At 44.0% G+C, this 22,726-nt stretch carries 22 protein-coding genes; 7 read left to right on the top strand and 15 right to left on the bottom strand.

The window, feature by feature from the left end; all coding sequences use genetic code 11:
* Positions 1–175: 175 nt before the first annotated feature.
* The 5 genes from IQ457_RS09315 to IQ457_RS09295 form a co-directional block, all read right to left on the bottom strand.
* Positions 176–790 carry a hypothetical protein gene (locus IQ457_RS09315; protein ID WP_200662937.1) on the bottom strand — a complete coding sequence of 205 codons (615 nt, stop codon included), beginning with the start codon at positions 788–790 and terminating at the stop codon, positions 176–178.
* A 49-nt stretch (positions 791–839) separates the two neighbouring features.
* Positions 840–1,466, bottom strand: a complete 627-nt coding sequence (locus tag IQ457_RS09310; protein ID WP_200662936.1) for a hypothetical protein — start codon at positions 1,464–1,466, stop codon at positions 840–842.
* Between the two features lie 186 nt (positions 1,467–1,652).
* Positions 1,653–2,402 carry a PhnD/SsuA/transferrin family substrate-binding protein gene (locus IQ457_RS09305; protein ID WP_200662935.1) on the bottom strand — a complete coding sequence of 250 codons (750 nt, stop codon included), beginning with the start codon at positions 2,400–2,402 and terminating at the stop codon, positions 1,653–1,655.
* Between the two features lie 3 nt (positions 2,403–2,405).
* Complete coding sequence (locus IQ457_RS09300) at positions 2,406–2,900, bottom strand: PAS domain-containing protein (RefSeq protein ID WP_200662934.1); 495 nt, start codon at positions 2,898–2,900, stop codon at positions 2,406–2,408.
* A gap of 300 nt (positions 2,901–3,200) precedes the next feature.
* Positions 3,201–3,563 (bottom strand): roadblock/LC7 domain-containing protein, encoded by a 363-nt coding sequence (locus tag IQ457_RS09295; protein WP_010201036.1) that lies wholly within the window; start codon positions 3,561–3,563, stop codon positions 3,201–3,203.
* 688 nt (positions 3,564–4,251) lie between these two features.
* Here IQ457_RS09295 and gdhA point away from each other — a divergent pair.
* The 5 genes from gdhA (at position 4,252) to IQ457_RS09270 (ending at position 9,326) form a co-directional block, all read left to right on the top strand.
* Positions 4,252–5,598 carry an NADP-specific glutamate dehydrogenase gene (gene gdhA / locus IQ457_RS09290; RefSeq protein WP_200662933.1) on the top strand — a complete coding sequence of 449 codons (1,347 nt, stop codon included), beginning with the start codon at positions 4,252–4,254 and terminating at the stop codon, positions 5,596–5,598.
* Positions 5,599–5,817: 219 nt separating this feature from the next.
* A complete protein-coding gene (locus tag IQ457_RS09285; protein ID WP_200662932.1) occupies positions 5,818–6,399 on the top strand; it encodes a PepSY domain-containing protein in 582 nt (193 codons plus the stop codon).
* 535 nt (positions 6,400–6,934) lie between these two features.
* Complete coding sequence (locus tag IQ457_RS09280; protein ID WP_068407244.1) at positions 6,935–7,771, top strand: amino acid ABC transporter substrate-binding protein; 837 nt, start codon at positions 6,935–6,937, stop codon at positions 7,769–7,771.
* Positions 7,771–8,508, top strand: coding sequence for an amino acid ABC transporter permease (locus tag IQ457_RS09275; protein WP_274600271.1), 738 nt, complete (start codon positions 7,771–7,773; stop codon positions 8,506–8,508). The genes IQ457_RS09280 and IQ457_RS09275 overlap by 1 nt, the downstream gene beginning before the upstream one ends.
* A 74-nt stretch (positions 8,509–8,582) precedes the next feature.
* On the top strand, positions 8,583–9,326 hold the full coding sequence (locus tag IQ457_RS09270; RefSeq protein WP_102077631.1) for an amino acid ABC transporter ATP-binding protein: 744 nt from the start codon (positions 8,583–8,585) through the stop codon (positions 9,324–9,326).
* Positions 9,327–9,464: 138 nt separating this feature from the next.
* Here IQ457_RS09270 and IQ457_RS09265 read toward each other — a convergent pair whose 3' ends face one another.
* The 9 genes from IQ457_RS09265 to uraD all read right to left on the bottom strand — a co-directional run bounded on the left by IQ457_RS09265 (position 9,465) and on the right by uraD (position 17,209).
* A complete protein-coding gene (locus IQ457_RS09265; RefSeq protein WP_144296992.1) occupies positions 9,465–10,127 on the bottom strand; it encodes an anthranilate synthase component II in 663 nt (220 codons plus the stop codon).
* A 34-nt stretch (positions 10,128–10,161) separates the two neighbouring features.
* Positions 10,162–11,580, bottom strand: coding sequence for an anthranilate synthase component I family protein (locus IQ457_RS09260; protein ID WP_200662931.1), 1,419 nt, complete (start codon positions 11,578–11,580; stop codon positions 10,162–10,164).
* 69 nt (positions 11,581–11,649) lie between these two features.
* Positions 11,650–11,940, bottom strand: coding sequence for a Trp family transcriptional regulator (locus tag IQ457_RS09255; protein ID WP_068407232.1), 291 nt, complete (start codon positions 11,938–11,940; stop codon positions 11,650–11,652).
* A 211-nt stretch (positions 11,941–12,151) separates the two neighbouring features.
* Positions 12,152–12,988 (bottom strand): bifunctional allantoicase/(S)-ureidoglycine aminohydrolase, encoded by an 837-nt coding sequence (locus tag IQ457_RS09250; RefSeq protein ID WP_200662930.1) that lies wholly within the window; start codon positions 12,986–12,988, stop codon positions 12,152–12,154.
* Positions 12,989–13,118: 130 nt separating this feature from the next.
* Positions 13,119–13,673 carry an ureidoglycolate lyase gene (locus IQ457_RS09245; protein WP_200662929.1) on the bottom strand — a complete coding sequence of 185 codons (555 nt, stop codon included), beginning with the start codon at positions 13,671–13,673 and terminating at the stop codon, positions 13,119–13,121.
* A 59-nt stretch (positions 13,674–13,732) separates the two neighbouring features.
* Positions 13,733–14,725 (bottom strand): allantoinase PuuE, encoded by a 993-nt coding sequence (gene puuE, locus IQ457_RS09240; protein WP_200662928.1) that lies wholly within the window; start codon positions 14,723–14,725, stop codon positions 13,733–13,735.
* Positions 14,726–14,826: 101 nt separating this feature from the next.
* Positions 14,827–16,167, bottom strand: coding sequence for a urate hydroxylase PuuD (locus IQ457_RS09235; RefSeq protein ID WP_191690445.1), 1,341 nt, complete (start codon positions 16,165–16,167; stop codon positions 14,827–14,829).
* A gap of 112 nt (positions 16,168–16,279) precedes the next feature.
* Positions 16,280–16,648 (bottom strand): hydroxyisourate hydrolase, encoded by a 369-nt coding sequence (gene uraH, locus IQ457_RS09230; RefSeq protein ID WP_200662927.1) that lies wholly within the window; start codon positions 16,646–16,648, stop codon positions 16,280–16,282.
* A 39-nt stretch (positions 16,649–16,687) separates the two neighbouring features.
* Positions 16,688–17,209: a 2-oxo-4-hydroxy-4-carboxy-5-ureidoimidazoline decarboxylase gene (gene uraD, locus IQ457_RS09225; RefSeq protein WP_200662926.1), complete on the bottom strand. Its 522-nt coding sequence runs from the start codon at positions 17,207–17,209 to the stop codon at positions 16,688–16,690.
* Positions 17,210–17,454: 245 nt separating this feature from the next.
* On the opposite strand from uraD, the gene IQ457_RS09220 reads away from it, so the two are divergent.
* Positions 17,455–18,120 carry a TetR/AcrR family transcriptional regulator gene (locus IQ457_RS09220; RefSeq protein WP_200662925.1) on the top strand — a complete coding sequence of 222 codons (666 nt, stop codon included), beginning with the start codon at positions 17,455–17,457 and terminating at the stop codon, positions 18,118–18,120.
* Between the two features lie 72 nt (positions 18,121–18,192).
* Here the strand turns inward: IQ457_RS09220 and IQ457_RS09215 are convergent, their stop codons facing one another.
* Positions 18,193–19,617: a uracil-xanthine permease family protein gene (locus IQ457_RS09215; RefSeq protein WP_207161729.1), complete on the bottom strand. Its 1,425-nt coding sequence runs from the start codon at positions 19,615–19,617 to the stop codon at positions 18,193–18,195.
* 890 nt (positions 19,618–20,507) lie between these two features.
* Between IQ457_RS09215 and IQ457_RS09210 the strand changes: the two genes are divergently transcribed.
* Positions 20,508–22,571 carry a TonB-dependent receptor domain-containing protein gene (locus IQ457_RS09210; RefSeq protein WP_200662924.1) on the top strand — a complete coding sequence of 688 codons (2,064 nt, stop codon included), beginning with the start codon at positions 20,508–20,510 and terminating at the stop codon, positions 22,569–22,571.
* Positions 22,572–22,726: the final 155 nt, after the last annotated feature.

The following is a 22,726-nucleotide window of genomic DNA, read 5'->3' as shown; positions in this document are numbered from 1 at the left end:
CTTTATTGTTAATTCTAAGGGTATTGTTATTACGCGATAAAATTATAAATGGTAATTTTTATTAGTATATTCAGTGGTTCAAGTTGCAGGCATAAAAAATGCACCGCTTATGGTTAAAGGGTGCATTTATAACAAGTAGCTGGTTTGATTAAGTGTAGCTTGCTAAAGGTTAGATCTAATTAGTAAAGCGCAATCCAGACGTTTTAAGCGCCCATACCAACTCAACAAAAGCACGGTTGTTGGTTAAAGGCTCGCCGTCGATGATAAGCACGTAGCCTGAGCCATCAATCCATAAAAATACAAAACTGGTTTCAGGAATCAACAGATCAACTTGCTGAAAGAAAGAAATCGCTTGGCTCTCTACCGCCCAGCCGCGCTGCTTTTGGCGCAGCATAAAGCCTGAAAAGTCCGCCGCCGCCACACTGAGCATGTCCGCTTCTTCTTGGCTATAGCCAATCCGTGCCAGACAAAAACCTTCATCAGAACCAATCGCCGCTCGGCGTTTACCCGATAAGCTTGAAACCACATAAGGTAAAAATTGATCAAGCGGCAAATTTGGCGCGGGCAAAAATAACGACAGCTTCTCAATCCAGCCATGTTCCAAAAAGCTGTCTAACCATTCATCAGAATAGCGATCGAGCCAGTCAGCGGCCAGCAGCGTCTCGTTATGCGACAATAAATCTTGCAAGGATAACTGCTCAGGCGTTGGTTCACTTTGCGAAAATGACTCAAAAATGCCAGCTGGGGTCAAGGTCAGATAGGTTTTATCAGCGTTTAAATAAGAAGACATAGCGGCTACTCGTTAGAAGAATGTTGGTGATGCTATAAAAATAAGCAGGTTAAGCGTCTTGTGCATTTTTGGTTTGCTCAAGTTTTTGCTGACAGTCATTCCAGCGCGCATCGAATTGCCAATCGCTTTTACCCAAGCGAAACCACACCAAGGAGAATGCCAGACGGTCGTGACGCGCGATACAATGGGCAAAAAACTCGTTTTCGATTTGCTCTATGGTATCCCAGTCTTGATTGTCACGCGCGAGCATCAAATCGTTGGTGATGTCTTTAGCGATTTCTTTGGCGTCATCGCTACTGATACGCAGGCGCTGCGTCTGTTCATTTAAAGATGGTGAGACCAGTACGCTCCAGCGCGTTGCCAGCATACTGTTTTTTTGGATATAGCTTTTTTTATCGATACAATCTCGAAAGCCTTGCTCGATATGCGGCAGCATGCGCCCTTGCAAGCGGGTAAACATATTGGTGACATCATAGGGAATGTCATACCAGCAGCCATAAAAAAAATCGGCTACCGCACCTTGTAGTGGTTCTTTTTCGTTTAACAGTAGGGCAGCATTGATACGTTGTTCGTGAAAATGGCGGTTGTTGGGTGCGATAAATATCTTACGTGAGTAAAGACGATAGACGCGCCGTGCTGCCATTTCACTTTCTTTGATGAGATCTAAATCAGACATAAGCGTGTCCTGTTAGTCATAGCACTATGCAAAAAGCGGTTAAAAAGTTATTCAAAAAGTATTAATAAAAATGCTATTAGGGCACCACTTTGCTCAATCGCTATGAGGTAATAGACCATAGCGATTGTTGCTTAGTATTATTGTAGCCTAATAGGCTATGACGTCAGTAAGATGCCAATGAACCTGCTAGTCAAGTAACGTTTGCATCAAATCAATCATAAATTCCGCGTCTTCTTCGCTCATGGCTTCAAAACCTTGCGGCATACCAAGTTCGGCCAACGCTTCTTTACCGTCGTCATCGTTATGCAGATTCAAGATGGCATCCATTAAGATGTCAGTGTCTGGGAAGCCCTCCTTAATAAGCAATACATGACTGATATCGGCCAGATCGCTTTCGATTAACACTGATAGCTGCGTTTTGGTCAGGCGTGAAAAGCTGTGGAAAATCTCTGCCAAAAAGAACGCCGCTTGTGCGTCGCCTTTAATGACTTGGCGCGCCGCTGCTTGATACGTTTCAGTCACTGACCAGTTAAGGTCGGCTTCTTCTATATCAACAGCTTCTAGCAGGCGTAAACCAATTAATTTTACATCGCGGTTATCTGCCATTGCTATGGTAGCGCCAGCTTTGATATCCTCTAAGCGATTGATGTCGCTATTTGCTGCTGCCGCAATGACCATCTCATCAGATTTGCCGATAGGACGCGCAATCGCACGGTAGCCTTGTTCGCGGATAAGGGTAGCCGCATCAAAGGGATTGGCATAAATAACCTGAATATCGCCTTGATTGATGATGTCTTCTTGTTCAGCATGCGAGGTAGGGATGTTTAGGTGCATGTTGAGATTGGCACGCTTTTGAATCAAGGTGTTAAACATGTGCCAGCCTGCAAAACGCTCCGGCGAAAAATCAGGGGCGATTAACATATTATGTGTCGTCATGATTTAGCCTTCCTCGTTTTGTTTCATTTGGGCATACTGGGCGATTGCCGCCTCAATTTTGCTGCGCGATGGTTTACGGCGCACAGAAGTATAACCAACGGTTTCGCCGCGGCGCACGTTTGGTACGACGGTGGCATAAACCCAATAATGGCTGCCATCTTTGCATAAGTTTTTCACATAGCCATGCCATTTTTGCCCAGCATTGGCGGTCGCCCACAAGTCTTTATAGGCGGCTTTTGGCATGTCAGGATGGCGCAAAATATAATGCTGCTTACCGATTAATTCATCGACGTCATAGCCGCTAATCTCGACAAAGGCATCATTGACATGCGTCAAAACGCCGTCTAGGTCGGTACGTGACACGATCAGCTTACCGTCAGGATAAGGGCGTTCGATACCGCTGTCATAAACAGTGCGCGAGGTGCCGTCGTGGTAAGTCATGGTGACTTGTTCGGCTGGCATATCAGGTTTCATGGCGTCGGGGAGTGGAGAACCCATTGTAATCTCCTTTGTTTATCATTGGTGCGATAATTATTAAAGTGGTTAAAGCTATTAGAGTTTTTAAAGCTATTAAATACAGGCCGATCAACTTTAGGCAAATTCGGCGCGCTGAGTACTTGTTAAGTGTTCGGTAAACGTTTAGAAAACCTAATCACTCATTCAATATAAACAGTATGCAATACCTTAAATAATTTTTATAAGACATGCCGGTAATTTTCATTTAAAGTGTTGTTTATCAAGTAGTTTGTAGCACTGCTGTCGCGTAAAGCCTTATCGGACGAGAGTAGAAGTCATCGATTAGATAAGTTTTGCCAAGGCTTCTGATGCGCGTTTAATGTCTAAGAATATCAAGCCAAGCTTAGCGTTTGGTTTTGCCATAATGGTCAATACCGCTTCATCGCCTGATGAAGTCATAATCACGTAGCCTTTTTCGCCTTGGATCATGATACGGTCGATGCTGCCACGAGCCAATTCGCGACCTGCGCGGTCACCAAGTGACAATAAAGCGGCAGACATAGCGCCAACGCGGTCTTCATCAACGCCTGTTGGCAGCGCGGATGCAATCATAAGACCATCGTTCGAGATAAGGGCAGAAGCTTCCACATCGGCTGATGAGCTGTTTAGGTCTTCCAAGATTTGCTGGAATGAGTCTGTACGCATAACGATTTCTCTGTGACGAATGATTAAATAAAATGGATTAAACCGTGTTTAATACTGTCTTAAGTAGACAATAATAAGGGCGAGATTATAAACCCTTACTATTAGCATTGATATAGGAAGACCCCATTTATATATAAATAAAATGTATATTTAACCTTTTATTCCTATTTCCCAACCGTTCATCGTAATATTATTACAACTGATAAATAAAAGTTGGTTTTGGATAAAATATTAGTATTTTTACTTTTCATTCAGGCGTTTTTACTGCGAATTGTGGGTGGCAAGTAAGTGTAAAAAATCGCTGTTTAAAAAAACAGTTTTGCACAAAATGACCTAAAATTGCGCAAATAATAGGGGTCATTTTTTTGACTAACGAGTTTTCACAGCAAGGTTATTGATAGATTATAATTAAAAAAAGTCTCTTATAACTTTTGATGATGGTGATATTTACTAGACTTATACAGCAAAAAAATGCTATATAGTTATGAGATAAAAATTGTTTGTGCTTCTGGATTTACGATTTAGGGACACATTCAGTTGGCTTCTAATCCCACCAGTTTCTATGTCTCACAAGGCCTAGAAGCGATTTCAGTCCCGCACTCGCGTTTTAAATCCCATCGTTTGCGCTTAAGCGATAAAACGTCCGTGTGAATCAGCATGATTTCAATTTTTACCCTAAGGAACCTATATGAGTATCAGTCAGGCAATCGAAAAAGTCGAAGCACGTTACGCCCATCAACCTGAATTTATTCAGGCGGTAAAAGAAGTTGCAATCACTATTGCTCCGCTATACGACGCCCATCCCGAATACGATACGTTCAAAATATTTGAGCGCCTCGTTGAGCCTGACCGTGTTATCGCTTTTCGTATCAATTGGGAAAACGATAAAGGGGAAATACAGGTGAACCGCGGCTGGCGCGTGCAGTTCAATAACGCATTAGGTCCTTATAAAGGAGGCGTTCGCTTCCATCCTACCGTTAACCAATCGGTACTTAAATTTTTAGGGTTTGAGCAAATTTTTAAAAACGCCTTAACGGGTTTGCCGATGGGCGGCGGTAAAGGTGGCGCTGATTTTGATCCTAAAGGCAAGTCTGACAGCGAAATCCGCCGTTTTTGCTACGCCTTTATGCGTGAGCTGCACCCATACGTCAGTAAAGACATTGATGTACCAGCAGGCGACATCGGCGTCGGTGGCCGCGAAGTCAGCTATATGTTTGCAATGTACAAAAACCTGACGCGTGAGCACGGCGGCGTCTTGACCGGTAAAGGCGTCGGTTTTGGTGGTAGTTTGATGCGTACCGAAGCAACGGGCTATGGCGCGGTTTATTTCTTAGAAAACATGCTAGCGGCGCAAAACGATAACATCAAAGGCAAAAAGGTGCTGATATCAGGCGCTGGTAACGTGTCACTTCACGCTGCTGAAAAAGCGTATATGCTGGGCGCAACGGTACTGACGGTATCTGACTCACAAGGTACGCTGTATGATAAAAACGGCATGGATCAAGAAAAAATTGATTGGCTAAAAGCGCAAAAAGCCGAAAGCAAGCCGCTTTGTGATTATGTTGACGTGTACGGCGGTGAATGGTTGGCTAAGCAAAAACCGTGGCATATCAAAGGTGATATCGCGATTCCATCGGCGACCCAAAACGAAGTTGATGAAGACGATGCCAAATTAATGGTTGAAAACGGCATTAAATATATTGCCGAAGGCGCGAACATGCCATTGACCGCTGATGCGATTGATTATGTGCGTTTGCACCGTGTGCACTATGCACCAGGTAAAGCGGCTAACGCTGGCGGTGTGGCGGTCTCTGGTCTTGAGATGTCACAAAACTCAGTACGCCAATACAAAACCTTTGAGCAAGTCGATGAGCGCTTAAAAGCCATCATGAAAAATATCCACGACTGCGCCGCTGACGCTTCAGAAAAATATAACCAGACCGATAACGGTTATATCGACTATATGACAGGGGCAAATATCGTTGGTTTCAAACGCGTTGCTGATGCCTTATGTGCTTATGGTATCTTGAACTAAACTTGTATTAATACGAAAGCAGTTTTTCATAAACCGCGCTTATCTAAGAGGATAGGCGCGGTTTTTTTGACTGCAAACAATGATGATACATTAGGATACTTTTTTGCTGCACAGGTCTATCTCATCAGCGTTATGATAAGAAAAGCGGTAGAGTTGAATAAAAAATACGGTAAACACAATCGATAGCAATAAATAAAATATGAATCAGGAGACGATATCATGAATAAAATTCTCAAAGGTTTTAAGCTAACAACATTGGGTGCTTGTCTGACATTAGCCTTGACGACGGGCGTCATAACTACAGCTGCCAGCGCTGCTAGTAATGTAGACGAAGTACGCGCTGCGCAAGCCGCAAAAATTAGTTTAAAGCAAGCCATTACTATCGCCAGTAAATCAGCTTCAGGTATTTTAATCAGTGCCGATTTTGATGAGGATGATAGCGATGCCGTCGGTAAAGGTGGCGTCTATGAATTAGAATTCAGTACCGATAGCGTCAATTATGAAATCAAAGTAGATGCCAATACAGGTAAAATTGTAAAAAAGGAAACGGATCGTCTTGATGGCGATGATATTAACGCTTACCAAGTTCAAAAAAAAGCGAAAACCGATATTATGAAGGCCATCAATATCGCTGAAAAACAAACGGGTGGTAAGGTACTAGAAATCGAATTTGAGAATGATCGCGATTATGCCAATCATACAGCGTATTATAAAGCTGACCTATTAAAAGGTAACAAGATTGTTAGTATTAATGTCGACGCTAACAGCGGAAAAACATTTGCCAATAAGTTTAAAAAATAGCAGTTATTTTGATAAAAATAGTATAAAAGGCATCAGTCATCAGGTTGATGTCTTTTTTATTGAAAACGGCTTATTTACTATGCGAGCACTCAATATAATAGACGCTTAATATGAATATAACCAAAGTAAGCTCGTCTTACCCTTATTATGAATAAGTAGCTTCATCAAGGAGTTTCATCTAAAAAGCCGCTATATAAAGCTTTATAAATGAGTAAAGCTTAACAATCTTACGCATACTCACTGTTTTTGTACGTTTATTCTTACCCAACTGCGCTAGTATATAAGCAAGTCATGGTTGCATAAGTTGGCTTGCCGTCAAAAATATTATGAATATTAACCGTCACTTAGCCTATTTAATGCAACATAATAGAAAAATAGTATTGAAAAATAGCCACAGTATCCTCAAATCGGGAAGCCAAAGCCAAGCATGATAGTTAATAGGCACAATTTTTAGTCAAGACTGCTTGTAATGCTTTCACCCTATTTATTGGTTTGCTACTTTTTGCCTTATTCACCTACTTTATAAGGACGTCTTATGAAACGTCGTACGCTTTTAGCCTTTGTCGCCAGTACGGTATTACTTGCCGCTTGTAATCAGTCACCTACTACTGATGCCGATACCAATGCAGCCGATAGTGCGGCGACTGGTGGTTCTGATTTGCTCCAACGTATCAATAATGGCGGCACTATTAATGTCGGTACTGAAGGTACGTATCCGCCGTTCACCTATCATGATGAGAGCGGTAAGCTGACCGGTTATGATGTCGAAGTAACGCGGGCGGTTGCTGATAAACTAGGGGTGGATGTTGAATTTAAAGAAACCCAGTGGGATGCCATGCTAGCAGGTTTGGATTCAAAACGTTTTGATATGGTTGCCAATCAGGTAGGTTTGACCACGCCTGAGCGCTTAGCAAAGTACGATAAAGCGACTGAGTATAGCTGGTCAGGCGCTGTGGTATTGGCACCGACTGATGACAATCGTTATAGCTCGTGGGAAGCGCTAAAAGGACTGCGTTCTGCACAGTCGCTTAGCAGTAATTATGGTGAGCTGGCAGAGCGTTATGAAGCTGAAATCGTTCCCGTCGATGGTATGGCGCAAGCGATTCAGTTGGTCAAACAAGGCCGCGCTGACTTTACGATGAATGACAACCTTGCCGTATTGGACTATCTAAAAAAATTCCCAGACGCCAATCTTGAGATTAAATTGGTTGCGCCTGCCAGTGAGCAGACGGGTTCGGGCTTGGTGCTGCTGAAAGGTGATGACGCAGTTGTCGAAAAACTCAATGGCGCCATGGCTGAGCTAAAAGCTGACGGCACGCTAACCAAACTTAGCGAAGAATTCTTCGGTGCTGATATAAGTCAACAAAAATAATGCTAGCGTCTATAACCTCAGTATTAAGCGATTCATTGGCACTATTGCCCTTTATGGATGCTGCACGCGCCCAAATCGTTATCAACTCATTTTGGCCAATGTTCAAAGGCGGTATTTATTATTCGATACCGCTGGCATTGATATCATTTGCGATTGGAATGGTGATTGCGCTGACGGTAGCTTTGATTCGCATCGTGCCGCGTGCAGGATGGTTCCATGAGATACTTTATCGGCTTGCTCGTATCTATGTGTCTGCCATTCGCGGTACGCCGATGTTGGTGCAGCTATTTATTATCTTTTATGGCTTGCCAAGTGTTGGCGTGAAGCTCGACCCGTTTCCGTCAGCGATTATCGCCTTTTCGTTGAACATTGGCGCTTATGCGTCGGAAACGGTGCGTGCGTCGATTCTGTCTATTCCAAAAGGTCAATGGGAAGCGGGCTCCACAGTTGGTTTAACCTATCTACAAACCTTTCGCCATGTGATTTTGCCGCAAGCGCTGCGGGTGTCGGTACCGCCATTGTCCAATACCTTTATCAGTTTGGTAAAAGACACGTCTTTGGCGTCATTGGTGCTGGTCACGGAGCTGTTTAAACAGGCGCAAATCATTACCGCCCGTAATTATGAGTTTATGCTGGTTTATACTGAAGCGGCGTTTATTTATTGGGCAATTTGTCTGTTTTTAACCTTTATTCAGGGCAAACTTGAAACCAGGCTTGATCGTTATGTGGCGAAATAAATTTTTGCTAAAAAATATAGCCATCTTGTCGTTTTTTACCATCAGCGTTTTTTCATTTGTAAGCGGAAACCTCTATGATTCAAGTCACTAATATCCACAAAGCCTTTGGTAGCAATCAAGTGCTCAAAGGCATCGACTTGTCCATTGAAAAAGGCAAGGTAGTGGTCATCTTGGGTCCATCAGGGTCGGGTAAAACCACGTTTTTGCGCTGTCTGAATGCGTTAGAGATTCCTGATCAAGGGGTAATTGCATTTGATGATGGCAGCTTGACCGTCGACTTTGCCACCAAGCCAAAAAAGAAAACCTTACTCGCTTTGCAACGCAAGTCAGGCATGGTATTTCAGTCTTATAATTTATTTCCGCATAAGTCGGCCATTGAGAATTTGATGCTTGGTCCAACGGTGGTACAAGGACAAAGTAAAGCGCAAGCGCGCGAGCAAGCGTTGGCACTACTTGATAAAGTCGGCTTGTCTGATAAAGCAGATTTGTACCCGTTTCAGTTGTCTGGTGGTCAGCAGCAGCGTATTGGTATTGCCCGTGCACTGGCGATTGAGCCTTCATTGTTGCTATTTGATGAGCCAACTTCGGCGCTTGATCCTGAGTTGGTACAAGATGTGCTTGGAACGATGAAGCAGTTAGCCTCTGAAGGTTGGACGATGGTGGTGGTGACCCATGAGATTAACTTTGCGCGTGATGTTGCTGACCATGTGGTGTTAATCGAGGATGGGCATATCGTTGAAGAGGGCAGCGCCAAGCAGCTATTTGAGGATTCAACGCATCCACGCACGCAAGCGTTTTTGCAGCGTATCGAGCAGTAGTTCATTTTGAAAAAAGACTGGCTTCTAAATAGCCAGTCTTTTTTATTGTATAGTAAGTGAAAAGCAATACCGTAGCGTTTTTAGGACATTTTGACTACACCTTTATGCTTTTTAACATTAGCCTTTTAAAACCCTGCATTACACCTGCAATAAAAAATTCGTTAATAAACGCTTCGCCCCCTCAGTCGCAAACGACTCTGGGTGAAATTGCACACCTTGTATCGGGTAGTCAGTGTGCGCAAGTCCCATAATCTCATCACCTGCGACCGCTGCATCTGTCAGTCTTAAGTCATGATGGGCGTCATTACTCACGACGGCGGTAACAGTTAAGCAATCTGGTAACGTATCTGCCTTTACCATCAAGGAATGATAGCGCATGATTTCTATCTCTTGTGGCAAGCCTTGATAGACACCTGCATTATCATGGCGAATGGCTGAGACTTTGCCATGCATTGGTACGCTGGCTCGTACCACTTCGCCGCCAAAGACATGCGCAATGCCCTGCATGCCCAAGCAAACGCCCAATAGCGGCGTCGTCTTGCCCATAACCTCAATCACTTCGGCGCAAATACCAAAATAGGCCGAGTCGTCAGGCGCACCAGGGCCGGGTGAGATGATAATGCGGTCAAGATTCATCGCCTGCACATCAGCCAAGGTAATTTCGTTATTACGTTTGACGATGACATTTGCCGCTTGTTTAGCGCCGTCTTTATCACCATCCATGGTTTGTAAAATCTCGCCAATATATTGATAAAGGTTAAAGGTAAAAGAGTCGTAGTTGTCGATAATTAAAACATTCATAAGGCATAAGCTCTTTAGCAAAAGTACAATGGATTCACGCTGTCATAAAGCTGTCTAACACCACTTTCATCGCTGACAGCTTACGCTGGATTTCTAAGTATTCATCAGCAGGATTGGAGTCGTAAACATTGCCGCCGCAAGTTTGCGCATAAGCCGACTCACCATTGATAAATAGACTGCGAATAGGAATGGCAAAAATACAATCACCATTAAAATTAAAGGAGCCTAGCGCGCCGCCATAAGCACCGCGGCCATCAGGCTCAAGCTCATTAATCACTTTAATGGCTTCCACTTTTGGCGCCCCTGATAAAGTACCGGCGGGGAAGTTGCTGGCAAGGGCGCTAAACATGTCTTCATCGGGATGCAAGATCCCGACGATTTCAGAAGAAATATGCTGCACGTGTGAGAAGCGTTTGATATCCATGAGATTACGCACCTTTACCGTACCAAATTGTGCCACACGGCCGATATCGTTACGATGCAAGTCAACGAGCATATTGTGCTCGGCAATCTCTTTGGCATCATTCAGTAGCGCGCGGGCAAGCTTACGGTCTTCTGCGATATCGACGCCGCGCTTGGCAGTGCCCGCTAATGGGTAGGTTTCCATCTCACCTTGACGCAGGCGAAACAGCAACTCAGGCGAGGCGCCAATGATGCATTGCTGAGAAAATTTCATAAAATACATATGCGGTGACGGATTAACCGCGCGTAGCTTTTCGTAAATCGGCATCTTATCGCCGCTAATACAATATTTAGATTTAAAGCCAACTTCGCACTGAAAGATGCGCCCAGAGATGATGTCTTCTTTGACTTGCAGCACCGCTTTGGCGTGCTCCTCTTGACTCATGCCATCACCCAAAAACTCTACCGAGGGTGGTTCATAATTGGGGATGGGCGCGTCAAGTAAGGCTTTGATTTGCTCGATGCGATTTTCTTGCTGCGCGGTTGGATAGTAGAAATAGAAAATCTCACCGGTCATCTTATCAAGCGTTAAACCATCTAAATACACGCCAAATTTAAAGGGTTCAAAATCATCACTGGCTTTGGCGTTGAGACTTGGCTCAAAGAAATTGACACTGTCATAACCCAAGTAGCCAACCAGTCCGCCGCTTTGGTCGCGCGCAATAACGTGCTGCGGGGTGATGCTGCGTAATAGCTGATAAGGATTGTCAGTTTGATAATGTGTGGTTTCGGCGGTTTTATTATCAGTAATTGCTAAGGTGGTACGGTCGATAGCGGCAATAGTCATCACTGGGTCAAAACCAATGGCATGGTGGCGCGCCATATGTCCATCCTCGCCCAATGATTCAAGCAAATAACAAGTTTCAAAAGCGTGCTCAATACGCTTAAATAACGCAAAAAAATCTATATCCTGCGTGAGTTTGATACGCTGTGGTTTGCTAGGAATTTCGATAGCAGCAGGTTGGTCAGGCTTGGAAGTAGAAGCGGTCATAACGATGTCCAAAATAGTTCAATGATTTATCAAAAAAATAAGGCAGAATGAAATTATGTTTTTGCCCAATTAAGCGTCTTTTTTATGCGTATTTTCTCTATGAGTTTTAAGTAGGGCGCTCACATCGTGACTTTGCATGGCTTTCGCACCGCGCGAGACAGTGGCGATACCGACGCCGAGCTGCTCAGATATCTCACGCTGGGTGATACCGCGCTCTAACAAATCAAAAATACGGATGCGATTGGCGATTTCTTGTTGTTCTTTATCGGTCAATAGAGCAGTAAATAGCTCGTCGATAGCGCTACTATCGTGACAGCTGGCCAAATGAGTTAATAGACTGTGATAAGGATTGGCGCTCATAATATATAATCTTAGTAAGAGAAAGGATAATAAGCAAAATATTGTTTCGTTTCAGTATTCTAGTACAGTAGTACAAGAAAAACAAGTAACGTGTTTGGACGTTTAGCGTTATTTGTTTAACGCTTGATGTTGAAGGTTAAATTGAAAATAAAAATAATAGCCAGCGCATGGTGATATGCTGGCTTTTAGGTCATTTATAATTTTAGATAAATTAACGCTGTGGACGTATAAACGGCATGTGTCTATTTACGTCTTTATAGAGTAAATACCTAAATGGACCAGGGCCCCCGGCGTAACAAGATTGCGGGCAAAATGCGCGTAGCCACATAAAATCACCTGCTTCAACTTCGACCCATTCACCGTTTAAGTGATAGACGGCTTTACCTTCTAGCACATATAAACCATGTTCCATGACATGGGTTTCATCAAACGGAATCACGCCGCCTGGTTGAAAAGTAACGATATTGACGTGCATATCGTGACGCATATCAGACTGTTCGGTAAATCTCGTGGTTTTCCAAACACCATTGGTTTCTGGCATCTCAATTGCTTCAACATCATGATCGCTGGTGACAAAGGCTTCTGGCGCATCAAGTCCTTCTACAAACTGATAGGCTTTGCGAATCCAGTGAAATTTAACAGGCTCATTACTATTATTTTTTAGCGTCCATTGACAGGCAGGTGGTAAGAAAGCATAACCACCGGCTTCAAGATGATGGGCTACGCCTTCGATAGTAATATCCATCTCACCTTCAACGACAAACAGCACGGCTTCGGCACTAGTGTCGAGCTCAGGCTTGTCGGAGCCGCCGTTTGGGGCGACTTCAACGATGTACTGTGAAAAAGTTTCTGCAAAACCGCTTAAAGGACGCGCAATCACCCACATGCGCATACCTTCCCAAAACGGCAGGTAGCTAATCACAATATCGGTGAGCACCCGTTTGGGGATAATCGCATACGCTTCGGTAAAAATAGCGCGGTCAGATAACAGTTGCGTTTGCGGCGGTAAGCCGCCAGTTGGGGCGTAATAGGCACTTTTAATTGGCATTATTAATAATCCTTAGGGGGTTTTGCTGTGTTAAATTAGTGTCTATCTTCAAGAGATAAAGGGTGAGTACGGCTGTTTAAGTCTTATTTTCATTTAAGCAAGGCATTAAAAATAGCTTAAATAGTTCAGCTTAGTCTGCGATTTGTGTATTTGGTTCGGCTTGTTCATTTGCTACTTCAATATTCACTTGCCAATCATCAATGGCCAGCTCGTAGCAGTTATTACCCTCACCATTGATACGGTCAATGACCAAAAAATCTGAGTCGCGACCAAGTGCCAGCAGCGGATGATGCCAGACATTGGCATCGTATTGCACGCCTTGATGCGATTTGGCATAAAACACTGATAAATCAGCGGCCGAACGTGGTGGTTCACCAGCTTGTGCGACGACGACAATATAATCTTGACCATTCATCGAAAAAAACGCTTGCGACCCAAAGGGATGATACTCCATCACCGATAAGGCGATAGGCAGTTCGCGCTTTTTGGCACGAAAGATACTGAAGCCAACATCGCCGCCGTCAAGCGTAGCCTGCGTAATCGCATGATGTCGACACGCATAACCTTTATTAATAAAGAAGCAGTTTTCAGAGGTCTGCTCTTCTTTGTCATAGGGTTCAATCACCGTACCATAAGGTGCAAATTCGGCCTTGGTTAAAGGCCTCGCGATAATTGCGGTAGTCATGATGTCACCTTTTGTTTAATGAGCAGTTTTATGTATTTAGTTTAGCTAGCGCCAGATGATTACATCCAGTTGGCGATGTTATCGTCAGTAGCTGGATGGTTTTCATACCAGTGTTTGGCAATGTCATCGCGGCGGCATATCCAGACATCGGGTTTGCTAGTAATGTATTGCAAGAATTGTTTGAGAGCAGTGATACGGCCCGCACGGCCAATGATGCGGCAGTGCAAACCGATGGTCAGCATTTTGGGTTCGTTTTTACCATTTTTATCCCCTTCTTCATACAAGGTATCAAAGCTGTCCTTTAAGTATTGATAAAAAGGCTCAGCATTGGTAAAACCAGGGCTTGAAGCAAAGCGCATATCATTGGTCTCTAAACTATAAGGAATGACCAAATGCGGCTTGCGAGTGATTTTATCACCATCTTCTACTTTGACATTGAGCCAGTAGGGCAGCTCGTCGGCATAAGAATCTGAATCGTAAATATAACCGCCTTGTTCGGCGACCAGCTCACGTGTGTTGGGACTATCGCGGCCGGTATACCAACCAAGCGGCTGACGACCAAGCATACGCTCGAAGATTTCGGTAGCGCGGCGCACGTGTTCGCGTTCCGTTTCGCGATACATGTATTGATAAGTAATCCAGCGTAGCCCGTGACTGGCGATTTCATGACCATCTTCTAGCACACGCCCGATAATATGCGGCGTTTTTTCAGCGGCGGCGGCGCAGGTAAAGGTGGTGATGGGTAAACCATACTCTTTAAAGGTATCTAACACGCGCCAAACGCCCACGCGGCTACCATACTCAAAGGCGGATTCGATAGATTGGTGGCGGTTGTTAAATTCGGGCGTACCTAGTACATCCGATAAAAAACGCTCTGATTGGCCATCGCCATGAATGACGCTATTTTCTGCGCCTTCTTCAATGTTTAGTACAAATTGTACGGCAATTTTTGCTCCGCCCGGCCAATTGGCATTTGGCGGATTGCCTGCATAGCCTTTTAAGTCACGTAGGTAAGTATCGTGATTAAAATCACTGGTTATTTTTTGACTCATTTTTAAACTATCCTAAATACAATAAAGCAAATTAAAGGTGAGTATTTCTACTGTCGGCTCATTAACTAATTATCTGACTAAATAACTGTCTCATTAAATAACTATAGCCCTGAAGCGTAAGCGACGAGTTGTTGGCGTTCTGCATCGGTCAATTGAGTGAGATTGCCCAGTGGCATATAGCCAGTTTGTACCGCTGTGACAATTTTGTCTTGATGGATTTTCATATCTGCTGGCGTCTGCAAAATGATGCCCGCTGGCGGTGCGGCAAATCCTTGCTGGGTTGGCTGCGCCGCGTGGCAAGTGGTACAACGGGTGTGGACGATATCCATAATGGCATCATCTGCTGAGGCAGTCACAGGTACGACTTCGGTAGCCGCTTCATTGGCAGCGCCAGTTTCGGTAGCAGCACTCATTTCCGAGTTATCGGCTGAACCAGCAGTAACTGGTGGCGTAGTGTCCGATGTAGTGTCTGGTGTAGCGTTTGCTGTAGAAACAGAGGCACTAGCAGCGGGTAATGGCTCAACAGGGGCAGGACGCATCCAAATAATCAATAACACTGTTGCTAATGCCGGAATCCAGAGGAATTTTGGCTTGTGATGCCCCAAGTGTTTTTGATTAAAATAATGACGTACCGTTGCTGTGATGATACCGACAAATACTAACACCAACCAACCGTGCGCATGTGAATACATCATCGGATAGTGGTTGCTAATCATGGTAAAGATAAGCGGCAGGGTAAAATAGTTATTCATCAGCGAGCGGTTTTTTGCTTGTAGCGCCAAATCCGCCACTTCTTTGCCGGGCTTCACACCGCGGCGCACACAATCTACCAACGCGCGCTGAGCAGGCATAATACCAAAGAAGACGTTACCCGCCATTACCGTCCCTAAAATGGCACCAATATGAATAAATGAAGCGCGATCACTAAATAGCTGATAAGAGCCCCAGCAAGCGATCACTAGTAATATAAAGATAATACTGCTAAAAATCAGCGAGTTTTTACCAAGACGGCTACGAACAATCACTTCATACAGAAAGTAGCTACCAAATAAAAACAATAAGCTGGTCGAAATCGCGCCGATACTGCTGCCAAAAGCGACTTTACTGGGATCAATCAGATAGGCAGTCGCATTGAAATAATAAACGATAGCCAGCATCGCCATGCCAGTAAGCCAAGTGGTATAAGCTTCCCATTTAAACCAATGCAGGGTTTTTGGCATCTCTTCTGGTTCAAGCTTATATTTGGCTATTTCATAAAAGCCGCCGCCATGTACCGCCCATAAGTCACCGGATATACCCTTGTCCGCCTTCCACTGTGGCGGCTTACGTAAACTCATGTCTAGCCAAACAAAGTAAAAGGAGGCGCCAATCCACGCCACGCCAGCGATGACGTGAAACCAGCGGAAAAATAAAGCGACCCAGTCGAGAAGATATGCACCCATGCGCGAATTGTCCTTTTCTTTGCAATACTTTTTTATTCAATGTTTGGTTCAGCGTTCTGTCGTTAATTGAAAACGGTAAAACAGACAGCTATAAATCCATTAAGCCATTCATTTATGAGCCGCGATAGGTACTATAGCCGTGTGCGCTGAGCAGCAGCGGTACATGGTAATGACCGCCATCACTGATCATAAAATCGATGACTACTTGCGGGTAAAATGCCGTGAGATTTTGCGCGTCAAAATAGGCCTGGGTCGCAAACGTCAAGGTATAACGGCCAACATCTAAATGATATTTAGCGATATCGATACTGGTATCAAATTTCCAGCTGTCAGCGGCAACTCGACCATCGGCGTTGGTGACACCTGTTGCCAATAGATAGGTCTCACCGTTTGCAGGCAGGCGGTGGAGGGTGACCGCGATATCAGCGGCAGGCTTGCCAAGATGGGTATCTAAAATGTGGGAGGAGAGAGTACCTGACATGATCATTCCTTTTATATAGTAAAAATAGGCACATTTATCTTAAGCGGCGCCGAGCAGTTTTTGTAAGCGTAAACGGGTGATTTTATTTTGCTCAGTAGCCGCATTGAGTAGCTCAGTGGCGCGGTCATTTGGCAGGCGTGTGAGTAATAAATCCAGCATTTCTTGCGCGCTTTTACCCGTCGCAAAGACGATAAAAATAAAGCCAAATTTAGCGAGATACGCTTGATTGCCTTTTGCCAATGCTTCAATGACAGGCATGTCAGCATTATTGGCACCAGATTGCTCATGTGCCGCACTGTCTTGCGTGTTGCGGTATTTTTCTTTTAATGAGTTAACGTTGCCGATTTGTGGATGACCATCAAAGGCCTCAAGCAAATTGGCTTCTTGGGTTTGCGCTCGCTGCCAAGCCTTATCGCTACTGGCAAGTAGGTCGTCTATATCTTTAAAAGGTCTCGCAGCTGCTACGTTATGTGCCCAGTTGCTGCTGGTACAACAAGTTAATAGTTGCGAGCGCGCTTCGGCTGGCGAGAGGGTATTGAATTGCGCTAGTGATAAGCTCACAGTGACATCCTTTTCATTGAAATTTAAAGCTTTTTGTTCTTATATTTAATTGAGTGATAAGTGATTAATGACTTCCATTCTGCTTAAACCTGACCATTTGGTCAACTGTTTTATGAAAATTATTTTTAGGCGCAGATGAAAACTTTGCTGTATTTTCGCTAAATAAGAAATAAAATTGGCTTATCAGTGCCGTTATATGTTGCAATATGGCTACTTATTTATCCTTCTATCCAATGGTTTATTTTATGACCCAACCTAATGAAGTTTCTCAATTGTCCGATTCTGAGACGCCCATTCATCGCAATCAGCAAGATATCCGCGCCCAAAACCAAGCGGTTATATTGGCGGCAGCAGAAGAAGAGTTTGTATTACAAAGCTATCGCGGCGCCACGATGCAGGGCATTGCTGATCGAGCAGGACTGCCAAAAGCCAATGTGCATTACTACTTTAAAAATAAAAAAAACCTCTACAAAATGGTTTTGCGCTCTATTATTGAAGAATGGAACGATGGTTTGGTGACGATGACCGTCGATAGTGACCCAAAAACCGTGATAGAAAAGTTCGTACGCACCAAATTACACCAAGCATTCGCGCATCCCAACCGTCATAAATTGTTTGCGTTAGAGGTCATCGGCGGCGCGCCGTATTTGCATGACTTTATGTCGACCACCATGAAAGAGTGGGCGCTTGATAAATCACAAGTAATGAAAACCTGGCATGAGCAAGGCAGAATTGGCATCGCTGACCCATTGCAGCTGTTGATTTTGATTTGGGCAACGACGCAGCGTTATGCAGAATTTGAAACAGAAATCGTCGGTCTGCTGCAAAAAGACGCTTATGATAAGCAAGATCAAGCGCGCGCGGCTGACTTCTTGATACCCTTTATTCTGCGCGGTTGCGGGCTTGAATAGCGGATTTTACATAGCGCGCCAGTTTTGGGAGACTGGCGCAATGACCACTTATTCAACCAAGCCAGCTATCTTTTATAATGGCTGACCTTCAATCTCACTTTTCGGCAACACGCGCACAGGTTTGAAGCCATCGTCAACGTGCTGATCAGCCGTATCAAACTCGACGCCATAGTTCTTTGGCAAAATCATATCCAACGTGATAGCGACGATACCTGACATGGTCACTGCCGAGCCAAAGATATTGCGGAACAGCTGCGGCGTTTGCGCAAAGACATCAGGAACAAACGCGATACCCATCGATAAGCCGAGCGAGGTCGCAATAATTAAGATATTACGGTGGGTAAAATTCACTGTGGATAGGATGCGAATGCCTGCGGTTGCAACGGTTGCGAACATCAATAGCGTCACGCCGCCAACCACCGGCTTTGGTAGCTGCGTAAAGACAGCGCCAAGGATAGGGAATAGCCCCATGGTAAATAAAATCGCCGCCACATAAAAACCCACATAGCGGCTGGCGATACCAGTCATTTGAATGACGCCGTTATTTTGGCTAAAGGTAGTGACCGGAAAGGTATTAAATACCGCGGCAATCCACGAATTGACGCCATCACCTAGCACGCCGCCTTTGATACGTTTTTCGTAGACAGGACCTTGAATGGGTTCGCCTGAAATCATCGAGGTGGCGGTCAAATCCCCTGCCGTCTCAATACTGGTGATGATATACATAAAGGCAATCGGGATAAACGCTTGCCAATCAAAGCTTAAACCGTATTTAAAGGGCACAGGTACGGTAAATAAGGGCGCTTCAGAGACTAAAGAGAAGTCAATACGGCCCATAAACATCGCTGCAATTAAGCCGAGCATCAAACCGATAAAAATAGCACTCGAGCGAATCACTTTATTATTGAAGATACTAATCAGCACCACACTGACCAGCACACCACCGCCCAATAGTAAATTTTCCATACTACCAAAATTTTCTGCCCCAACCCCGCCTGCCAAATCCGTCAGGCCCGTTTTGGTTAAAGACAGACCAATGGTGACAATGACACAGCCGGTGACGATAGGGCTCATCAAAGATTTAAGCTTGGTAATAAACTGGCTTAAAAATATCTCAACAAAAGCGCCAAAAAAAGAAACCCCCAAAATGACAGAGAGAATGTCTTCAGGACTGCCGCCTTTATTTTTTACTACAAAACCTGCAGCAAGGACGGCGGCTAAAAAACCAAAACTGGTGCCTTGTAATGCCATCAGCCCAGAGCCGACGGGCCCTACTTTGCGAGTCTGAATAAAGGTGGCGACCCCTGATACCATCAACGACATGCTAATAAGGTAGGGGATGTGTTCGCCCAAACCCAAAGCGCCGCCAATGATGAGGGAAGGCGTAATAATCCCAACGAAAGCGGCAAGTACATGCTGTACCGCGCCTAAAAATGCTTTTGCAGGGGCGGGACGGTCATGCAGCCCATATAATAAATCAGGGTTTCCTTGAGTCATTTCACTAATTTTGGCTTTCTCCTAAAGTGACTTTTAGTCCAATCTCTGAAGGTAGACCTAAACAGCGTAGGAAAACTGATGATTTGAGAGTTGAGTCCGTGACTTAAAAAAGCCTTTCAGTAAACTCTAAATCTTCATCTTGTTTGTGTAGCTATCTAAGCATTTACCAATTTACCAACAGAGAGTCGCACTTTTCCGTGTGCTAATAAATAAAAGCAGCTCACCATTATTTATCAATATTGCCAGATATGGTGATTAAAACCTGACTAATTAGTCAGCTATCTAAGGGTATAGCGAAAGCCTTGCTTATTGCAATGTTTTTTTTGCGATTAAAATATTAATTTGTTTCATCTCGGCGATTTAACAAAACCTTAATGCGCTTATGACAAATAAAATTACGACTGCTATTAAGTACTTAATAGCAGTCGATGTTAGGTGCTGCTTAACTTTCACAATGTCGTCTATCTTATTGAATTAAATTCCTTACTTTATTTATTGCCAAATTGTTAATACTTCGTTATTATGCCTGTCATATTTCAAATGCTAATCATTATCATTAGTGTTAATCATGTTATTTCTATATGTATTTGTTGATTGAGTAGGCGTGGTCAATCAATAAAACACAAAAATTTGGTGGTGTGTCAAAAAGTATGCTGATTAAAACTTGAACAATTTTTGAAGCCTTGAAAGCCCTATAGAATCAGAGAACTTAGCATAGATTTCTTATTGACTTCTATCGCCAGCATACTTTTTAGAACACCACCAAAAATTTTAATAGAAAATAAAAAGCAAAATCCCAAATTGTTTTTTTCGGACCATCTTTTTCAAACTGTCTTTCTAAAGTGGCACTTAAATCCTTCAATCCTAATAGTAAGTAAAGTGAGTGTGTTATGCGTGAAGTTAAGTCAGCAACATTTTCTAATCAATTAACGGTGTTATCGGTCGCTGTTTCAGCAATTCTGTGTTCACAGCTGGCGGTTGCGGCAACGGATGTACCTAGTACGACCTTACAAACCATCACCGTAACTGCCAATAGCTCGGTACGTGAAAAGGTGCAAGAGGATGGCGTCGATGTCGAAGACTATACGCCTGCACAGCAAGCGAGCCATTTAAGCGATTTTTTAAATGTGGTGCCAGGCGTGACCATAGGTGGTACGTCAGCGGTCAACCAGCGCATTCGTATTCGCGGTCTTGAAGATAGCAACCTAAAAGTCACCATTGATGGCGCGCGCCAAGAAGGCAAGCTGTTCTATCATATGGGCGATATTACCATTGATCCTGATTTGCTCAAACAAGCGGATGTGGCAGTGGGTAACAATTCTGTCACGCTCGGTAATGATGCACTTGGCGGCGCGGTTGCTTTTAAAACGGTCGATGCCGCTGACTTACTTAAACCTGGTCAAAAGATTGGTGCCAAGCTAAAAGCAGGTTATGCCAGTAATAATGATGAGCTACTGACGTCAGCCACAGTTTTTGGCGCACCATCTGATAATGTCGATTTATTGGCTTATTATGGCAAGCGTGATACCAGCTCGGGTGAAGACGGTGAAGGCCGTGAGTTGTTTGAAGACAGTGAGAGCGAGAGCTTCTTATTAAAAGCCGGTGCTTATGTTGGTAATGACCATCATGTAGGTGCAAGCTTTAGCCGTACTGAGAAAGAAGGGATTTTCCCATTCCGTCCAGATTTTCCGAGTCGCTCTGAGCCACCAATTCCGCAACAGGTGAAGCGCGATACTTATGGTATTGATTATAAGTTTAATCCTAGCAATCCGCTGATTGATATAGATACCAATGTGTATCAGACTAAAACCCGTATTTTGCGCGATTCTGATTATATCAATGATCCAGGTTTTGATTTTAACGCGCAAGTTCAAACCACAGGCGCAAAAATCCAAAACACCAGTGACATTGCTACGAATGTTGGCACGCACAAGCTCATCTCTGGGATTGAGCACTACAAAAAAGAATCGGAGATGGAGCGCGACTTCGTTAAAACAGGGTCAGACGAGGCAACAAACACCTCTGTTTATCTAGAAGACCAATGGCAAATGGGCAAGTTTAGCTTAACGCCAGGCGTGCGTTATGACCGCTACAAATCTCCTGAGTTTATTTCTGGTGGCAAAACCTATGACAATGTCGTCGGTGCACTTGCTGCAAGCTATGAGATTGCACCACTAACGCAAGTATTCGCTAGCTACACACAGTTATTTAATGGTCCTGATTTAAGCCAAACCATCTTTAATTCGGACGGTGATAAAACGTACGTTAATAATGACTTAAAAGCAGAAGAAGGGTCTAACGCTGAAGTGGGAATCGTTACAACCTTACGTGACCTAACGGTCGCCGGTGATGCCCTGCAACTAAGCGGTAAATATTTTGAAACCGATATCGAAAACTATATTGAGTTTGTGAGATCAGGTGGGACAAGACCGGGCTTGAACTGTGCAAATGGACAACCAGGTGGCGATTGCCAAGGTGTCATCAATAAAGATGAAGATTTTAAAATTAAAGGCGTTGAGCTCGCCGCTGATTATAAAATGAATAACTTTAGTATGGGTTTGAGCTATTCGCGAGCGCGCAGTAAAGGCGACAAAACAGGCTATAGTATTCCATCAGTGACCGGAAGCAGCTCAGAGTCGGGTGATAAATATATGGTCAATTTGGCTTATAGTCCAACGGAGACCACAGATATTGGCTGGCGCAGTACCTATGTCGCTTCAGTAATGCCAAATACTAGCGCGAATGATATTGAAAAACCAAGCTATGACGTTCATGATATATTTATGAACTATTCGCCAAAACAAATTGAAGGACTAAAAGCGACGGTTGGCGTTTACAATCTTTTCGATGAAGCTTATGCTAGCCACTCATCTCGCCTAAACCCGATTGATGATGTTGCTACTGACTTCGAGCCAGGTCGTAATATCAAAGCTTCTTTAACCTATCAGTTTTAACCCTGTATTTATTTTCTAGTCGCAATAGAGCCAGCTTTTTATAAAAAAGAGCTGGCTTTTTTATCGCTATTTTTTGGCACTCAAACTTTCTTTTTAAACATTACGCTTCGGCTGTAGCCCCATTAATCCTATATATTCATAAAGAATCAGCACTC

The sequence above is a fragment of the Psychrobacter sp. M9-54-1 genome (assembly GCF_016613355.1).
Classification (GTDB): Bacteria; Pseudomonadota; Gammaproteobacteria; order Pseudomonadales; family Moraxellaceae; genus Psychrobacter; species Psychrobacter faecalis.
The sequence above is the reverse complement of the archived record's forward strand: the minus strand, read 5'-3'. Positions and strand labels throughout refer to the sequence as shown.

Excerpts from the sequence above, each read along its gene's own strand:
- IQ457_RS09315 (WP_200662937.1), bottom strand. The coding sequence starts at position 790 with ATGTCTTCTTATTTAAACGCTGATAAAACCTATCTGACCTTGACCCCA.
- IQ457_RS09310 (WP_200662936.1), bottom strand. The coding sequence starts at position 1,466 with ATGTCTGATTTAGATCTCATCAAAGAAAGTGAAATGGCAGCACGGCGC.
- IQ457_RS09305 (WP_200662935.1), bottom strand. The coding sequence starts at position 2,402 with ATGACGACACATAATATGTTAATCGCCCCTGATTTTTCGCCGGAGCGT.
- IQ457_RS09300 (WP_200662934.1), bottom strand. The coding sequence starts at position 2,900 with ATGGGTTCTCCACTCCCCGACGCCATGAAACCTGATATGCCAGCCGAA.
- IQ457_RS09295 (WP_010201036.1), bottom strand. The coding sequence starts at position 3,563 with ATGCGTACAGACTCATTCCAGCAAATCTTGGAAGACCTAAACAGCTCA.
- gdhA (WP_200662933.1), top strand. The coding sequence starts at position 4,252 with ATGAGTATCAGTCAGGCAATCGAAAAAGTCGAAGCACGTTACGCCCAT.
- IQ457_RS09285 (WP_200662932.1), top strand. The coding sequence starts at position 5,818 with ATGAATAAAATTCTCAAAGGTTTTAAGCTAACAACATTGGGTGCTTGT.
- IQ457_RS09280 (WP_068407244.1), top strand. The coding sequence starts at position 6,935 with ATGAAACGTCGTACGCTTTTAGCCTTTGTCGCCAGTACGGTATTACTT.
- IQ457_RS09275 (WP_274600271.1), top strand. The coding sequence starts at position 7,771 with ATGCTAGCGTCTATAACCTCAGTATTAAGCGATTCATTGGCACTATTG.
- IQ457_RS09270 (WP_102077631.1), top strand. The coding sequence starts at position 8,583 with ATGATTCAAGTCACTAATATCCACAAAGCCTTTGGTAGCAATCAAGTG.
- IQ457_RS09265 (WP_144296992.1), bottom strand. The coding sequence starts at position 10,127 with ATGAATGTTTTAATTATCGACAACTACGACTCTTTTACCTTTAACCTT.
- IQ457_RS09260 (WP_200662931.1), bottom strand. The coding sequence starts at position 11,580 with ATGACCGCTTCTACTTCCAAGCCTGACCAACCTGCTGCTATCGAAATT.
- IQ457_RS09255 (WP_068407232.1), bottom strand. The coding sequence starts at position 11,940 with ATGAGCGCCAATCCTTATCACAGTCTATTAACTCATTTGGCCAGCTGT.
- IQ457_RS09250 (WP_200662930.1), bottom strand. The coding sequence starts at position 12,988 with ATGCCAATTAAAAGTGCCTATTACGCCCCAACTGGCGGCTTACCGCCG.
- IQ457_RS09245 (WP_200662929.1), bottom strand. The coding sequence starts at position 13,673 with ATGACTACCGCAATTATCGCGAGGCCTTTAACCAAGGCCGAATTTGCA.
- puuE (WP_200662928.1), bottom strand. The coding sequence starts at position 14,725 with ATGAGTCAAAAAATAACCAGTGATTTTAATCACGATACTTACCTACGT.
- IQ457_RS09235 (WP_191690445.1), bottom strand. The coding sequence starts at position 16,167 with ATGGGTGCATATCTTCTCGACTGGGTCGCTTTATTTTTCCGCTGGTTT.
- uraH (WP_200662927.1), bottom strand. The coding sequence starts at position 16,648 with ATGTCAGGTACTCTCTCCTCCCACATTTTAGATACCCATCTTGGCAAG.
- IQ457_RS09220 (WP_200662925.1), top strand. The coding sequence starts at position 17,455 with ATGACCCAACCTAATGAAGTTTCTCAATTGTCCGATTCTGAGACGCCC.
- IQ457_RS09215 (WP_207161729.1), bottom strand. The coding sequence starts at position 19,617 with ATGACTCAAGGAAACCCTGATTTATTATATGGGCTGCATGACCGTCCC.
- IQ457_RS09210 (WP_200662924.1), top strand. The coding sequence starts at position 20,508 with ATGCGTGAAGTTAAGTCAGCAACATTTTCTAATCAATTAACGGTGTTA.